The following is a 15,962-nucleotide window of genomic DNA, read 5'->3' on the forward strand; positions in this document are numbered from 1 at the left end:
AACCCTTGCCGTCCCTCCAGCCCTGTGGTTACTCTCGAGTAAGTTACCCATCGGTAACAACCTCCCCGCCCTACCCACCGGGCACCCATGAGGAAAACGGGAACGCCTTACCAACCACGGTTCACACCGCCGGGCAGCGCCGTCCAGCGGAGAGTTAGGAAGTGTCAGCGTTGACAACCCGCACAGCAACCATCGCAGCAGCCAAACCTCGAATCCGCTCCCAGTCCACCGCCATCATCGTCCTGTCCCTCTTGTTGGTTCTCTTTCTTGCCTTCTACACCTATCTCACAGGCCAGATCTCCAACGGTGCCGCACAGCTCATGGATGGAGCTGAGCAGGCCGCCGCAGGAGCTGCCCAGCTCAAAGACGGTTCGGGCCAGCTGGCCACTGGCGCCGGGGCAGCCAACCAGGGAGCGGTGCAGGTCAAGGACGGCGCCGTCAAAGTAAAGGACGGCAGCACCGCATTGAACGCGGGCGCGGCGGAACTGCAGACGGGTGCCGGGAAGATCTATACCGGAGTCCGCGACCAGCTCGCGCCGGGGGTGGACAAGCTGCACGCAGGCACCACCAAGCTGCAGAATGATGTCCTGAACAAGCTTGTTCCGGGCGTCTACCAGGTGGACGACGGCGCCAAGAAGCTCCAGGCGGGCGCCGTCGCCCTGTCCGCGGCACTGACCCCCACTCCTGCTGGAAACGCCCCCAACAACCTTGCGGACGGGGCTGGCCAGTTGGCTGCCGGCACCAACCAGCTCGCAGCGGGAGCCGGACAACTGGATGCCGGGGCCGGCAGCCTGAGCGCCGGCACTGGGGCGCTCAAGAGCGGAACAGCGCAGCTGAAGGGTTACCCGGGTGCGGGCAATGATCCCACCAAGGGCGACGGGCTGGCCGCGCTCAGCCAGGGGCTGGACCAGCTTGAAGCGGCGGCGAACGGCCCCCAGGGCCTGGTGCCGCTTGCGGTGATCAAGGACCAGATTGCCAAGCTGGCCGACGGCGGGCGGAGGGCCTACGCAGGGGCAGGGCAGCTCGATGCGGGGGCAGCAAAGCTGAACGACGGCGCCGCGCAGCTCAAGGCCGGAACGGACAAGTTGAACACGGGAGCCGGCCAGTTGAACGACGGCGCAGGCCGGTTGAAGGCAGGCTTCGCCACCCTGGCGGAGAAGCTCAATGCGACGGACCCGCAGAATCCAGGCGTGGTGCTGGGCACCACCATGCTGGCGGAGGGCACCACAAAGATCCGCGTGGGCATGGACGGTGTCCCAGGCAACCCGGACAGCCCCGGCCTGATCTACGCAGCGAACAGCCTGCAAGATGGCACCACCAAACTCAGCGCGGGAGTTAACGGCGACGGCGACCCGGCCAACCCTGGCCTGCTGGCCGGAACCCAGGCGCTCTCCGACGGCACGGTAGCCCTAAGCCAGGGCACAGGCCAGCTGCAGTCCGGTTCCGCTAAGCTCGCTGACGGCACGGGGCAGCTGGCAGACGGCAACGGCAAACTGGACGACGGATCAGGCAAACTGGCCGAGGGTGCCGGCAAGCTGGCGGACGGCAATTCAAGGATCGCTGCCGGAACCGAGGAACTGCACACGAAGGTTGCGGCTGTCTCGCCGTCGTCGTGGCTCAACAGCCCCGCAATCGCGCTGCTGCTCGTGGCACTGCTGGTGGCTGCCGCCGTCGCCGCCTACCTGGTCCTTCGCCGACGGGCAGTTGGCCTCAAAGCCGCCTGACGGGCACCAAACCAGTTGACCTGATGGCCGCGGTCCTTTGCGAAGGGCCGCGGCCGACCGGGTTTATGCCAGCAGCTGTCCTATGGCAGCAGCTGATTCAGGGAAGCCACCATGCCGCCGTCGAAGTCCTCCACGACCTCGCCCGAACGGTTGAGCCACACGCCTACCAAACCTGCAGCCGTGGATCCCTCAGCATCAAGCAGCCGGTTGTCGCCCACATAGAGCGTCTCGCCGGGGGCAGTGCCCAGCAGCCGGACGCCTTCCAGGTACATTGCCGGATTCGGCTTGGCGACGCCCAGGGTGTCGGTGCCCACCAGGTGGGTGACCCGCTCCAGTCCGGCACCGTCCAGCTTGGCCCGCTGGTAGTCGTGGACGTTGTTGCTCACGGCACCGTAAGGAATGCCCGCGGCGTCGAGAATGTCCAGCAGGGGCAGCACGTCGGGAAATGGTTTGACGTATGCGGGCTGCTTCTCCATATAGGCGCTCAGCCACCGGTGTGATTCCTCGCCGTCGGCAAGTTCCACACCGAAGTGCCCCAGGGCGGCCCGCCCCCGGAGCAGGCGCTGTTCGTTGAACGTCAGCTCCCCCGCAAGGTAGCGGTCGTAATAGTGCGTGGTTTCGTGCGTGAAGATGCGCCCAAAGTGTTCCCACCCGGCCTGGTCCAGGCCGGGCAGGAGGTGTTCGCTGACCTCGCGCAGGGCGGTGGTCATGGAGTACTCAAGGTCCACCAGGGTGTCATCGATGTCGAACAGGACGCCCCGGACCACCCCGAACGGCGTATTCAGGGCGGCGGCACGTGCCGGGCTGGGGGCGGCCATCAGCCGCGGAAGGCGCGGAGCCGGCGCAGTGAGGACTCCTTGCCCAGGATCACCATGGACTCGAACAGCGGCGGCGACACGCGGCGGCCGGAAACAGCCGTCCGCACGGGGCCGAAGGCAAGCCGCGGCTTGATCCCCATGTCCTCCACCAGGGCCTGCTTGAGGGCAGCCTGGATGTCCTCCGCGGTCCAGTCCTCAACCGACTCCAATGCGGCAATGGCGGCGTCCAGCACCTCGGAAAGGTTGGCCGGGAGTCCCTTGCGGGCGTCATCGGCAATATCGATGGCGTCGTCCGCCTTGAACAGGAACGCCAGCATCTCCGGCGCCTCACCCAGCAGGGTGATGCGCTCCTGGACCAGCGGTGCGGCCTCGGTGAGGATCTCTTCCTCGCGGTCGGTGAGGATCTCCCCCACCAGGCCCGCCTCGCGCAGGTAGTGCGCCACGCGGTCGCGGAACACCTTGGGCTCGAGCATCCGGACATGGGTGCCGTTGATGGCCTCGGCCTTCTTGAGGTCGAAGCGTGCGGGGTTGCCCAGGACGTCGTGGATGTCGAAGTGCTGCACGAGCTGCTCCACGGTGAAGATGTCCTCGTCCGCGCTGAGGGACCAGCCCAGCAGCGACAGGTAGTTCAGCAGCCCTTCGGGAATGAAGCCCCGCTCGCGGTGCAGGAAGAGGCTGGACTCTGGATCGCGCTTGGAGAGTTTCTTGTTGCCCTGTCCCATGACGTAGGGCAGGTGGCCGAACTCCGGCATGTACTCGGCCACGCCAATGGCGTACAGCGCCCGGTACAGGGCCACCTGGCGGGGCGTGGAGCTGAGCAGGTCCTCGCCGCGCAGCACGTGGGTGATGCCCATCAGGGCGTCATCCACCGGGTTGACCAGGGTGTACAGCGGCGCGCCGTTGGCCCGGACCACCGCGAAGTCGGGCACGGATCCGGCCTTGAAAGTGATCTCGCCGCGCACCAGGTCGGTGAAGGTGATGTCCTCGTCCGGCATGCGCAGGCGGAGGACAGCCTGCCGGCCCTCCGCCCGGTACTGGGTAAGCTGCTCCTCCGTCAGGTGCCGGTCAAAACCGTCGTAGCCAAGCTTCGGGTCCCGGCCCGCGGCACGGTGACGTGCCTCGATCTCCTCCGGGGTGGAGAAGGACTCGTAGATGAATCCGCCCTCATGCAGCCGCTTGATGACGTCCTGGTAGATGTCGCCGCGCTGGGACTGACGGTAGGGCTCGTGCGGGCCGCCCACTTCCACGCCCTCGTCCCAGTCGATGCCCAGCCACTTCAGCGCGTCCAGCAGCTGGTGGTAGCTCTCCTCGCTGTCCCGTGCCGCGTCCGTGTCCTCAATCCGGAAGACCAGCGTGCCCTTGGTGTGGCGCGCGTAGGCCCAATTGAACAGGGCCGTGCGGATCAGTCCGACGTGCGGGGTACCCGTGGGTGAGGGGCAGAAACGGACGCGGACGGGCGTTTCGGCAGTGACGGGCGGAATGGAGGCGGCAGGTGACGAAGAAGCGATACTCATAGTGGCTTCAACTTTACCCGCCTGGCCGGGCCCGGCCTCCCGCCCGGCAGGACGGTGCCCGGGACAGCGTTACCGGCGGACGATGGGGTTGGACAGCCGCCCGATGCCCTCGATTTCCACCTCGAAGCGGTCGCCTTCCTTGACCAGGCCCACGCCTGCGGGTGTCCCGGTCATGATCACATCGCCGGGCAGCAGGGTGAAGGCCTGCGACACCAGCGACACGAGTTCGCTCACGCCGCGGATCATCTGGCTGGTGCTGCCGTCCTGGCGCACCTCGCCGTTGAGCCGGCCCTGGATCTGCAGGTCCTCCGTGTCCAGGTCGGTCTCGATCCAGGGACCCAGCGGCGCGGAGGTGTCAAAGCCCTTGGCACGGGTCCACTGCAGGTCGGTCTTCTGGACGTCGCGGGCAGTAAGGTCGTTGCCGCAGGTGTAGCCAAAGATGACGTCGTCCACGCGCTCTTCCGGCACGTCCTTGCAGATGCGGCCGATGACCACGCAGAGTTCGGCTTCGAACGAGACCTCTTCGGAGAACTCGGGCAGCACCACCGGATCATTCGGGCCCACGACGGCAGTGTTGGGCTTGAGGAACAGCAGCGGCTGTGCCGGCACTTCGTTGCCCAGTTCCTTGGCGTGCTCCACGAAGTTCCGGCCCACGCCGATCACCTTGCTGCGCGGAATGATGGGTGCAAGCAGCCGGACGTCCTCCAGCTTGTGGCGCACGGAGGTGCGCTCCACGCCATTGAAGAAGGGGTCGCCGTGGATGACAGTGATTTCCTCACTGCCGGGTTCACCTTCCACGACGCCGTACAGGGGATCGGAATCGACTACAAACCTGGCAATACGCATGGCTCCTACCCTACCGTCCCGCCGCCGTCGTCCTGCCCGCCATTCCCGCCGCGCAGGTAGGAAAGCTGCGCCGCCACGGACAGTTCCGCGGCCCGCCGGACGGAAGGCTCGACGTCGGCATAGACGGCGTCAGCCACCTCCCCTACGGACGCGTCCCGGCCCAGCCGGTGCAGCGCCGCGCGGATCTGCGCCAGCCGTTCCTCCCGGTGGCTCCGGTAGCTGCGGACGATGCCTTCAAGGGACGGCAGCACCGGCCCGTGCGCCGGCAGGACGGTTGCGGGGCCCAGCGCCGCCATCCGGTCCAGGGACGCGAGGTAGTCACCCAGCGTGCCGTCCGGGTAGTCGAGGACGGTTGTCCCCCGCCCAAGGACGGTATCACCGGTCAGCACCGCACCGGACTCCCCGTCTGCGGGCAGATGGAAGCAGACGGAGTCCGATGTGTGGCCAGGCGTGGCAAGCACAGCGATCTCCAGCCCCGCCGCCCTGATCAGCTCGCCGTCCTGGAGCGGGTCTCCCCCACCATGGCAGTGGAGTGGGTCCGCTGCGCGGACCGGCGCCCCTGTCAGCTGGTGCAGGCGGGCAGCACCCGCGGTGTGGTCGGCGTGCCGGTGGGTCACCAGGACGAGCTCGACGGCGCCGGCACCGGCGAGTGCCGCCAGGTGCGTTTCGTCCCGGGGCCCCGGGTCCACCACCACTGTGCGCGGGTGGCCGGGGGCGCGCAGGATGTAGGAATTGGTGCCGTCCAGGCTCATGGGCCCGGGGTTGGGGGCAAGGATGAACTGGGTGAGGCCGGAGCTGCGCTGCAGGGTGGGGCCGGAATCAGAGGTCACGACCCCATCCTTGCATGCAGGGCCCCTGCAATTTAGGTCGGCGGCTCCCAGCCTGTGCCCTTCACCGCAGCGGCGGAATAGAACGCCCGCAGCCCGGAGTTGGCACCCAGTGACAGCACTACGATCACCACCAGGAAGCCTGATACCTCCCATGAGCACAGCAACACTCGCAGACCTTCTCGCCCAGGCGGACACGGACGGCCACGACCATTCCGCAACCGAGAAGGCCACCGGCCTCCTGCACATCCACAACCACGCCACCGGCAGCATCGTCTGGTTCCCCACGTGGAAGAAATTCCGCGAAACGGCTGACTGGACGGAAGCTGTTTCCGGGATCACCGCGGAATTGGATGCGGCCTCCGCACCTGCGGACCAGGCCGGCGCGGCCATCCTGGCCGCAGACCTGGAGGCCCTGCTGGAGCAGGCGTCCCGGTCCGGCGACGCCAGCGTGTTCGTACAGGAAAACCTCACCCGCCACCTGACCAGGGCCTGGGCCGTGGGCGACGCCGTGACCAAGGCCAACAACAAAGACCTGTTCGATGCCGGCGCCACGCCCTCCGTCTACGCCGGTTACCCGTACGACGTCTACGCCCAGGACGGCGGCGTTTTTGCCACCACGCTCTGGAACGACCTGATCGATGCCCGCCGCAACCGGGCCCTGACGGAGGAAGCTGCCCGCAAGGCACTCAAGCCGGTCTCGCGCAAAGCCATGAAGAACGCCGCCCGGAAGGCAGCGCGGCGCTGACCACCCGCCGTCGGCGGAAACGCAGAACGGCGCCTGCCGGACCTATATCCGGCAGGCGCCGTCGTACTTAAGACGCCTGACTATGCCAGGCGGGTGAGCCAGCCGTGGGTGTCCGGTTCCGCGCCGGTCTGGATGCCCAGGAGCCTTTCGCGGATGGCCATGGTCACCTCGCCTGCCTTGGCGTTCTCGGAGCCGATGAACTCGGTGGCGTCCTTGAGGACCCCGATGGGGGTGATGACCGCTGCGGTGCCGCAGGCAAACACCTCGGTGATCTCGCCGGAGGCCACGCCGTCGCGCCATTCGTCCACGGTGATTTTGCGCTCGGCCACCTCGCGCCCCATGTCCTTGGCCACCTGGATCACGGACATCCGGGTGACGCCTTCCAGGATGGTGCCGGTGAGCGCGGGCGTTGCCAGCGAACCGTCCTTCAGGACGAAGAACACGTTCATGCCGCCGAGCTCTTCCACCGCGTTGTCGTTGGCCTGGTCCAGGAACAGCACCTGCTTGCAGCCGTTGGCTTCCGCTTCCTGCTGGGCGATCAGCGAAGCTGCGTAGTTGCCGCCGCACTTTGCGTCGCCGGTGCCGCCGCGGCCGGCGCGGGCGTACTGGCGGGAGATCCAGATGGAGACGGGCTTGAGCTCGCCACCGAAGTAGTTGCCGGCGGGCGAGGCGATCACCCGGAAGGACACCTCACGGGCAGCCCGGACACCCAGGAAGGCCTCGGTGGCGATCATGAAGGGCCGCAGGTACAGGGCTTCGCCGTCGCCGGAGGGCACCCATTCCTTGTCGGCGGCCACCAGTTCGCGGATGGCGCTGAGGAAGTACTCGGCCGGTAGTTCGGGCAGGGCCAACCGGCGGGCTGACTTGTTCAGGCGCGCCGCGTTGGCCTCGGGACGGAAGGTCCAGACGGAGCCATCGGCATGCCGGTAGGCCTTGAGTCCCTCGAAGATCTCCTGGCCGTAGTGGAAGACGGCGGCGGAGGGGTCCAGGACGATCGGACCGTAGGGTTCGATCCGGGCATCGTGCCAGCCGCCGTTGCCGTCCGCGTCCACGCTGTAGTCGACGATGGCGGTGTGGTCGGTGAAGTAGTTGCCAAATCCCGGGTTCGCCAGGATGGCTGCACGCTCTTCGGCGGACTTCGGGTTCTCCGAGGGCTGCCGGGTGAATTCGACGCCATGGGCGGTCTGAGTCATGGTTCCTCCACGATCGGCCGCCCGCGGTTCAGCGCTGAACAACGAGGCGGCATTTGGTGATTCGAGACAAGCTTACGCCCGAAGCCGGCGGCAACCTGCCGGGGCAGTTGCAGCTACAGGCCGGCGGCGATGGCGTCGCCGATTGCGCTGGTGCTGCGCACGGTTCCGTCGCGCTTTTCGACGTCGGCAACCACTGCGGTTTCGATCTTCCGGGCGGCTCCGGGGTAGCCCAGGTGGTCCAACAGGAGCGCGGCGGAGAGGATGGCCGCGGTGGGGTCCGCCTTGCCCTGGCCGGCGATGTCCGGCGCGGAACCGTGGACCGGCTCGAACATGGACGGTGCGGTGCGGTCCATGTTGATGTTGCCGGAGGCGGCCAGGCCGATCCCGCCGGTGACGGCCGCGGCAAGGTCGGTGATGATGTCGCCAAACAGGTTATCGGTGACGATCACGTCGAAGCGGGACGGGTCCGTGACCATGAAGATGGTGGCGGCATCAATGTGCAGGTAGTCGTGGGTGACCTCAGGGAATTCCTGCGCAACGGCTTCGACCGTGCGCTTCCACAGGTGCCCGGCGTAGACCAGGACATTGTGCTTGTGGACCAGCGTGACGTGCTTGCGCTCCCTTGCACTGGCGCGGCGGAACGCGTCGCGGACCACCCGCTCCACGCCGTGGGCGGTGTTCAGGGACACCTCCGTGGCGACCTCGTGCGGGGTTCCGGCCCGGAGGTTGCCGCCGTTGCCGACGTAGGGGCCCTCGGTTCCTTCGCGCACCACGATGAAGTCGATTGTGCCGGGGTTGGCCAGCGGGCTGCCGACGGTGCCGTAAAGCCTCGAGGGCCGCAGGTTGACGTAGTGGTCCAGGCTGAAACGGAGCTTGAGCAGCAGTTCACGCTCGATGAGTCCGGATGGGATGCGGGTGTCGCCCGGGGCAGCGCCCACGGCGCCGAAGAGGATGGCGTCGCGCTTCTTCAGGTCTTCCAGGACGTGGTCCGGGAGGGTTTCCCCCGTGGCCAGCCAGTGACCGGCGCCCAGTTCGTAGTGCGTCGACTTGAGCTCCACACCCTCCGCGGCCACCGCCTTTTCCAGGACTTTGAGGGCCTCGGCGATGACCTCGGGGCCGATGCCGTCGCCGGGAATTACTGCAAGATCGATGGAGGATGCGCTCATGTTTTCAGGGTAGCCAAGACATCCATATGGTGGTCAAGCTGTCTCAACCTTTGGACACGAGCGCATCGCCCCAGGGTTTTGCTACTCCGCGGGTTCCTCGAATTTGGGGAACACAGGCGTGGGAGCGGGCAGTGCAGTGCCCGGAACAATGGGGGTGGCAATCGCGGTGAAGAGGCGTGCATCGCCTTCCGGCTGGCCGAGCGCATCGAGGAGCTTGGCGGTGGCGTTCGGCATCACCGGCTGGGCCAGGATGGCCACGATCCGCAGCACCTCCAGCGTCACATACAGCACCGTGTTCATGCGTTCGACGTCGGTCTTCCGCAGCACCCAGGGCGCCTGCTCGGCGAAGTAGGCGTTGGTGTGGTGCAGTACGCCCCAGATGGCCTCCAGGGCGCGGCTGAATTCCTGCTTGTCGAAGGCGGCGCGGGCTGCGTCCAGCAGACCGTTGGCCTGGGCCAGGATGGCGTCGTCCTCCGCAGTGAACGCACCGGGCGTGGGCACGGCAGCGCCGCAGTTCTTGGCCACCATGGACAGCGACCGCTGGGCCAGGTTGCCGAAGTTGTTGGCCAGGTCGGAGTTCATCCGGCCCACAATGGCGTCGTGGTTGTAGCTGCCGTCCGCCCCAAACGGGACCTCGCGCAGGAAGAAGAACCGCACCTGGTCCAGGCCGTAGCGGGCCACGAAATCCGCCGGGGCCACTACGTTGCCCAGGGATTTGGACATCTTGACGCCGTTGTTGTGCAGGAAGCCGTGGATCATGACCCGTTTGGGCAGCTCCAGTCCGGCGCTCATCAGGAAGGCAGGCCAGTAGATGGCGTGGAACCGGGAGATGTCCTTGCCGATGATGTGCACGTCGGCGGGCCAGAACTTCCGGAACTTCTCCGAGTCCACGTCCGGGTAGCCCACGCCGGTGAGGTAGTTGGTCAGCGCATCCACCCACACGTACATGACGTGCTTGTCGTTGCCGGGTACGGGAACACCCCAGTCGAAGGTGGTGCGGCTGATGGACAGGTCCTCCAGGCCGCGCTTGACGAAGCTGATGACCTCGTTGAAGCGGTACTGCGGGGCGCCGAACTCCGGGTGGGACTCGTAGAGGGCCAGCAGCTTGTCCTGGTAGGCGGACAGCCGGAAGAAGTAGCTCTCCTCCGCCGTCCACGTCACCTCGGTGTCCGTCTCTTTCGAGTAGCGCACGCCGTCGTCCTTCACCACCGTCTCATCCTCGGCGTAGAAGGCTTCGTCCCGGACGGAATACCAGCCCTCGTACTTGTCGAGGTAGATGTCGCCGTTGGCTTCCATCTTCTTCCAGATGGCCTGTGACGCCGCGTAGTGGTCGGCGTCGGTGGTGCGGATGAACCGGTCGTAGCTGATGCCGAGGGCCGAGTGCGCCGCCTGGTAGATCTCCGCGTTCCGGTCCACCAGCTCCTTGGGGGTGATGCCTTCCTTCTCCGCCGTCTGGGCAATCTTCATGCCGTGCTCGTCGGTGCCGGTCAGGAACATCACGTCATAGCCGTCCAGCCGCTTGAAGCGCGCCATGGCGTCGGTGGCAATGTACTCGTAGGCGTGTCCAATGTGCGGCACGCCGTTGGGGTAGGTGATGGCCGTGGTGATGTAGAACGGCGTTTTCTCTGGAGCAGTCACGGTTGGACGGTTACCTCCGGTGCAGTGGAGTGGGCTAGATCAGTTCTGTCAGGGTATCGCTCAACCGGACCAGTTCGTGGTCGTGCGAGGCCACCAAGACGGCGATGCCGTCGGAGGTGGTGTCCTTCAGGATGCTGATGATGCGGTTGGCTGAGGCCCGGTCCAGCGAGGCGGTGGGCTCGTCCACCACCAGCACCCTGGTACCCAGGATCAGTGCACGGGCGATGGCCACGCGCTGCCGTTCACCGCCGGACAGCTGGGCGGGACGGTGCCGCATGCGTCGTCCCAGGCCCACCAGGTCCAGCAGGTCCTTGGCCATGTCGCGGCGCTGGTCCACTTCGCCGTCGGGGACGGCGGGCAGGAGCACGTTCTCGAGGGCGCTCATGCCGTCGATAAGGGCGCCGCCCTGGTCCACGTAGCCAATGAGGGCACGACGGCGGTCGGCGATTTCATCGTCGCCCATGCTTTCGAGCGAATCGCCTTCCCAGAAGACGCGGCCCGACGTCGGCAGGGTAAGTCCCGCGCCGACGGTCAGGATGCTGGTCTTGCCGGAGCCGCTTCGGCCGGCGACGCAGTGCATCTCGCCCGAGTGCAGGGTCAGGTCGAAGCCCTCCACCACGCTTACAGCCTCGGCACCGCCCTTGCCGCCGCCGTAGCGGATGGTGATGTCGCGCATCTCCAGCGGGGTGGCGTGGTCTGCCGACTTGACGATGGTGTTGGCCCGGGTCTGCAGGGGGACCTCATTGGAGCCGCTCCTGCGGCTGCGCTGGACGTTCGTCGGGTTTGTCATTGGACCACTTTCGTTGCAATCGGTATCCAGCAAATTACAGCCACCAGCCCGGCCACGGCAGCCCAGATGGCTGCATAGGGGGCCAGCAGCAGGCCGATGCCCAGGGCGCCCAGCACGCCCAGCGGCAGGGCCACGGTTCCCACCAGCGCGTTTTCGAACAACCGGACCTGGCGGAGCATGTCCGGGTTCCAGCCCATGGCCTGGAGGATGCCCAGGTACTGCCGCTTGGCGTTGAGCTCGAACCGGCCGGTGACCAGGGTCAGCACCAGGCCCACGGCAACCCCGGCGACCGCCAGCAGGATGCTGGGCAGGGTCACGCTGGCTGCGGCCAGGCCGCTGAGGGCGCTGGCGCCGGCTGCCCGCGGGATGTCGATCAGCAGCGAGATCAGCCCGCCCACGGCGGCACCGAAGACGCCGACCGCGACAGCCAGGGACAGCGTGTTGAACTTGTTGGTGCTCAGCTGCCGGTTGGCGAAGGTCAGCGGGGAATCGACCTGGATGAGCCGTTCGTCATGCTGCGGCTCCTGGTCGATCACGTCGCGGTGGCGCAGCTGCTGGGCGGCAAAGAGGGCCGCGCCGCAGTACAGGACCAAGACGGCGGCACACACCAGCGCTGTGGCAAGGCTCCAGCTCAGCAGGCTAAGCACAATCCCGGCGGCGGCGAGCAGCACGGCTCCCACGCCGAATTCCTCAAGCACCCAGCTGCGGATCCGCCGCTGGGTCCAGCCCATGGCCCGCAAGGTGCCCGCTTCGCTGCGGCGCTTCCGGATGTAGCTGACGGTCGATGCGCCCGTCAGCAGGGCTGCTCCGCACAGCGTCAGGAAGAGCAGGGTGATGTTGGTTCCGGACAATGCTCCGGTGACGGCATCGGCCGCGTTCTGCCGGACCCAGGACTGCTGGACCGTGCCCAGGGCCGATTCCTTGCCGGCTCCGTCCTTGGAGTAGCCGGGGACGAAGATGCTGGTGTCCTCGCGGGCCGAACCGGCCACCACGGTGGCGTCCAGGCCCATGTCCCGGATCTCGGCGGCGAGCTTCTCCACCTCGGGCTGGGCGTCCTTCCAGCTGCCCGGCGCCTTGGCGCGGACGCGTACGGCGTCGATGACGGCCGCGTTCTGCTTGTAGCCACGCGCCGCTGCGAGGCCGTAGAAGTCGGTAATGGCACCGGCGGACTGGCTGGCGAGTCCTGTGGCACTCAGCGACGGCTTCAACTGTGCCTCGGGAACGTCCTTCCCGGCAGCATCCTTGACCAGGGTGAACGGGGTGGGGTCGTACCCGCCCAGCGGAAGCTTGTTGACGTCGCCCGAGGCTGCCTCCACGGCAGCGGGGTCGAACGTGCCGTAGACCATGGGCAGCGGCTGGGCAGCCTGCTGCTGGCCGGTGGACAGGTTGTCCCGGTAGGACCGCTCGTCCACCGGGTCGCGCTGGGTCTGGTCAACGGGCGCGCCGTTGGACGCCTTGTCCGGCAGGCGGTTGACGGTGACCCATTCTCCCGGCACGGCCGTCTTGTCCACTGCGCCGTTGGAGGCGGTGCCGCCATCGGTGTACTTGGGTGCGCCGGCGAAGTTGGTGCTCCACTTGGCCGGCGTGTACAGGCCCGGGTTGAAGTTGCCGTTGGCCCCCAGCAGGGAGGAGTGGTCGGTCGAACCCGGCCACGACAGCGTGAAGGGGTCCTTGGAGACAAAAGGCAGGTAATCCTTGCCCAGGGACTTCGAAACGGTACCGACGTCCTTGACCACCTTGCCGGCGTCGTCAATTTCCTCGACCTTGACGTTGTACTTCAGGTCCAGCGACGTGCCGGAACGAACGATCAGCGGAACCGCCTGGGAGGCGCTGGTCAGCTGGCCGGTGCGCTTGGCCTGCTGGTACTGGGTCATCAGGGGTGCCCAGTACTTAAGCTTGACGCCCAGGAAGTCGGGGCCTTCCTTGAGCTGGTCCATGCTGATGCCGCTGGTGAAGAGGCCTTCCAGGTAGCGGCCCACAGCGCCGGCGTCACGTGCGTCGGCCGGCGGCGCCTTCTCCAGCGGAGCCAGGAAGTCACCGGCCGAGCCAAGCAGCGCACGCTCGGCGGCGGGGTCCACGGCAACCACGGACTCGGTGACCTCAGGGGCGAGCGGCAGTGCCACGGAAAGGTTGAAGAGGTTGTGCTCGGAGCCGCCTGCCGGGGCAGGGAACTTGATGCCGGTCTCCCCTGCCGGCGCGGCAATTCGGATGCTGCTGCCGCCGGCCGCCTTCTCCTCCACGAGCTTGGCCTTGCCAAGGGTTCCTTCGGCGGTGGTCTTGAACAGCGTCTGCTCGGAGCTGCCGTCGGAGCTGACGGCGCTGGCCGTGAGCCGGTACTTCTTGGCGGAGTCGGTCAGCACGGATTCGGCTGCAGGCCACTTGTCCGGGGCGGTGGCACCGGCGGCCTGGTCGGAGGTGGCGGTGCCGGCCAGGCCGGCGTTGTAGCCCAGGTAGTCCATGGCGTCGAGGCGGGGCGTTTCCAGGTTCTGCGTGACGCGGGAAACCAGGCTGATCGGGGCGGCCACGGAGGTGCCGGACAGCTTCCTGATGGAGTCCAGCTGGTCGAAGCCGATGCCACCGGCGCCATTGGCGATTTCCGGCTGCAGGAGTGCCCCGGAGGGAGCCTTGGCCTGGACCAGGATGTCGTAGAGCCCCCTTGAGTTTTCATCGACTGTCCGGTTGAGCGCAGCCTGTGACTGGCTTTGGACGAGGACCGACAAGCACATGGCTGCGATCAAGATGGCCGCGGTCAACAGCAGCACCCTGCTTCTGATGAACCTCTGGACGGCGTTCATGGAACTCCCTGAAACCTGGATTGCGTGCGCACACGTCCATCCGCCCGGGCAGACGTGGACAATGACGGACGGATGTGCAAAAGGTATTGGCCGGTCTGCCGGCTACGGTCCTGAATCAGGACTTAGCCATTGTAAGCAGACCGGCCAATCATATGTGGCTCCGCCTGGACGTGCCCTTGCGGAGGAGCGGTTTACGGCGTTTCGGCCGGTGTGTCGCGCTGGTCCTGCCGCGCTAGTCTTCCAGGTCCACTTCCCGGACCATTTCGGCGCCGATGCCCGCCTTGATGGCATCCAGCACCTGCTGGGGAACGGAGCTGTCGATGGTCAGCAGCGCCAGGACCTGGCCGCCCTCGTTGGAGCGGGCCACCTGCATGCCGGCGATGTTGATGTTGTTCATGCCCAGGATGTGGCCGATGGTTCCGATGACGCCGGGGCGGTCGGTGTAGGCAACCACCACGAGGTGCTCGCTGATTGGGATCTCAACCTCAAAGCCATTGATGCCCACCAGCTTCTCGATCTGCTTGGGTCCGGTCAGGGTGCCGGACACGGAGATCTGGCTGCCGTCGCTGAGGGCGCCGCGCAGGGTCAGGACGTTGCGGTAGGACTCGGTCTCCGGGGTGGTGATCAGGCGGACGTTGATGCCGCGCTGCTCGGCGATGACCGGTGCGTTGACGTAGGACACCTGCTCGGTCACGACGTCGGCGAAGATGCCCTTCAGTGCCGCGAGTTCCAGGACCTTGACGTCGAGGGAGGAGATCTCGCCGGCCACTTCGACGTCGAACTGGGTCAGGGAGGCGTGGGTCAGTGCGGTGAAGATGCGGCCCAGCTTCTCGATCAGCGGGATGCCCGGGCGGACGTCGGGGGCAATGACGCCGCCGGCAACGTTGACCGCATCCGGCACCAGCTCGCCGGCGAGGGCCAGGCGGACCGACTTGGCAACGGAGACGCCGGCCTTTTCCTGGGCCTCATCCGTGGAGGCGCCCAGGTGCGGGGTGACCACAACGTTGTCGAGCTTGAAGAACGGCAGGTCGGTGCTGGGCTCCTTGGCGAAGACGTCAACGCCGGCGCCGGCGATCTCGCCGTCCTGCAGGGCAGTGAAGAGTGCTTCCTCGTCCACCAGGCCGCCGCGCGCCACGTTCACCACGTAAGCGGTCTTCTTCATCTTCTTGAAGGCGTCGGCGCCCAGCATGCCCACCGTCTCGGGTGTCTTGGGCATGTGGATGGTGATGAAGTCGGACTGTGCCAGCAGCTCATCCAGGGTGACCAGCTGCACGCCCAGCTGCGCGGCGCGGGCCGAGGTGATGTAGGGGTCGTAGGCCAGGATCTTGGTGTCGAAGCCCTTGAGCCGGGCTGCCACCAGGGCGCCGATGCGGCCAAGGCCGATGATGCCGATCTTTTTCTCGAACAGTTCGATGCCCGTGTACTTGGAGCGCTTCCATTCGCCGTCCTTGAGGGCGGCGCTGGCCTGCGGGATGTGGCGGGCCAGGCTGAGGATGTGGCCCACTGTGAGCTCGGCAGCGGACACGATGTTGGACGTGGGGGCGTTGACCACCATCACGCCGGCCTGGGTGGCGGCCTTGATGTCCACGTTGTCCAGGCCTACGCCGGCGCGGGCGATGACCTTGAGGTTCTTGGCCGCGGCGATGGCTTCGGCATCCACCTGGGTGGCGGAGCGGACCAGGATGGCGTCTACGTCACTGATCGCCGAGAGCAGCTGGGAACGGTCGGCGCCGTCGGTCTGGCGGATTTCGAAGTCCGGGCCGAGGGCCTCGACGGTGGCGGGGGAAAGTTCTTCGGCGAGCAGTACTACGGGTTTTGACACGGCTGATCCTCTGCGTTGCAGTCCTGGGGATGGAAACAAGTCTAGGCCGACGGAAAGGCCGGGCTCACATTGTTAAGTGTG

Annotated in this window: 12 protein-coding genes; 2 read left to right on the forward strand and 10 right to left on the reverse strand. The window is 66.7% G+C overall.

Annotated features, from left to right (window positions below; all coding sequences use genetic code 11):
- Positions 1-161: 161 nt before the first annotated feature.
- Complete coding sequence (locus JCQ34_RS11390; RefSeq protein ID WP_286397659.1) at positions 162-1,724, forward strand: hypothetical protein; 1,563 nt, start codon at positions 162-164, stop codon at positions 1,722-1,724.
- An 80-nt stretch (positions 1,725-1,804) separates the two neighbouring features.
- Here JCQ34_RS11390 and JCQ34_RS11395 read toward each other — a convergent pair whose 3' ends face one another.
- From JCQ34_RS11395 to JCQ34_RS11410, 4 genes are all read right to left on the reverse strand, one after another.
- Positions 1,805-2,542 (reverse strand): HAD family hydrolase, encoded by a 738-nt coding sequence (locus JCQ34_RS11395; protein WP_286397660.1) that lies wholly within the window; start codon positions 2,540-2,542, stop codon positions 1,805-1,807.
- Entirely contained in the window at positions 2,542-4,056 is a 1,515-nt protein-coding gene (gene gltX / locus JCQ34_RS11400; protein WP_286397662.1) for a glutamate--tRNA ligase, read from the reverse strand. Before gltX ends, JCQ34_RS11395 begins: the two co-directional genes overlap by 1 nt.
- A gap of 69 nt (positions 4,057-4,125) precedes the next feature.
- Positions 4,126-4,902, reverse strand: coding sequence for a fumarylacetoacetate hydrolase family protein (locus tag JCQ34_RS11405; protein ID WP_286397664.1), 777 nt, complete (start codon positions 4,900-4,902; stop codon positions 4,126-4,128).
- A 5-nt stretch (positions 4,903-4,907) separates the two neighbouring features.
- Positions 4,908-5,732 carry an MBL fold metallo-hydrolase gene (locus JCQ34_RS11410; protein WP_286397666.1) on the reverse strand — a complete coding sequence of 275 codons (825 nt, stop codon included), beginning with the start codon at positions 5,730-5,732 and terminating at the stop codon, positions 4,908-4,910.
- A gap of 151 nt (positions 5,733-5,883) precedes the next feature.
- On the opposite strand from JCQ34_RS11410, the gene JCQ34_RS11415 reads away from it, so the two are divergent.
- Positions 5,884-6,477: a hypothetical protein gene (locus JCQ34_RS11415; protein WP_286397667.1), complete on the forward strand. Its 594-nt coding sequence runs from the start codon at positions 5,884-5,886 to the stop codon at positions 6,475-6,477.
- 80 nt (positions 6,478-6,557) lie between these two features.
- Here JCQ34_RS11415 and JCQ34_RS11420 read toward each other — a convergent pair whose 3' ends face one another.
- The 6 genes from JCQ34_RS11420 to serA all read right to left on the reverse strand — a co-directional run bounded on the left by JCQ34_RS11420 (position 6,558) and on the right by serA (position 15,881).
- Positions 6,558-7,670: a branched-chain amino acid aminotransferase gene (locus JCQ34_RS11420; RefSeq protein WP_286397669.1), complete on the reverse strand. Its 1,113-nt coding sequence runs from the start codon at positions 7,668-7,670 to the stop codon at positions 6,558-6,560.
- Between the two features lie 113 nt (positions 7,671-7,783).
- Positions 7,784-8,836 carry a 3-isopropylmalate dehydrogenase gene (locus JCQ34_RS11425; RefSeq protein WP_286397670.1) on the reverse strand — a complete coding sequence of 351 codons (1,053 nt, stop codon included), beginning with the start codon at positions 8,834-8,836 and terminating at the stop codon, positions 7,784-7,786.
- Between the two features lie 81 nt (positions 8,837-8,917).
- Positions 8,918-10,474, reverse strand: coding sequence for a methionine--tRNA ligase (gene metG / locus JCQ34_RS11430; RefSeq protein WP_286397672.1), 1,557 nt, complete (start codon positions 10,472-10,474; stop codon positions 8,918-8,920).
- A gap of 34 nt (positions 10,475-10,508) precedes the next feature.
- Positions 10,509-11,264, reverse strand: coding sequence for an ABC transporter ATP-binding protein (locus JCQ34_RS11435; RefSeq protein WP_286397674.1), 756 nt, complete (start codon positions 11,262-11,264; stop codon positions 10,509-10,511).
- A complete protein-coding gene (locus JCQ34_RS11440; protein ID WP_286397675.1) occupies positions 11,261-14,059 on the reverse strand; it encodes an ABC transporter permease in 2,799 nt (932 codons plus the stop codon). Before JCQ34_RS11440 ends, JCQ34_RS11435 begins: the two co-directional genes overlap by 4 nt.
- Positions 14,060-14,291: 232 nt before the next feature.
- Complete coding sequence (gene serA / locus JCQ34_RS11445) at positions 14,292-15,881, reverse strand: phosphoglycerate dehydrogenase (protein ID WP_286397677.1); 1,590 nt, start codon at positions 15,879-15,881, stop codon at positions 14,292-14,294.
- Between the last annotated feature and the right edge of the window lie 81 nt (positions 15,882-15,962).

The organism is Pseudarthrobacter defluvii (assembly GCF_030323865.1).
Taxonomy (GTDB): Bacteria; Actinomycetota; Actinomycetes; order Actinomycetales; family Micrococcaceae; genus Arthrobacter; species Arthrobacter sedimenti.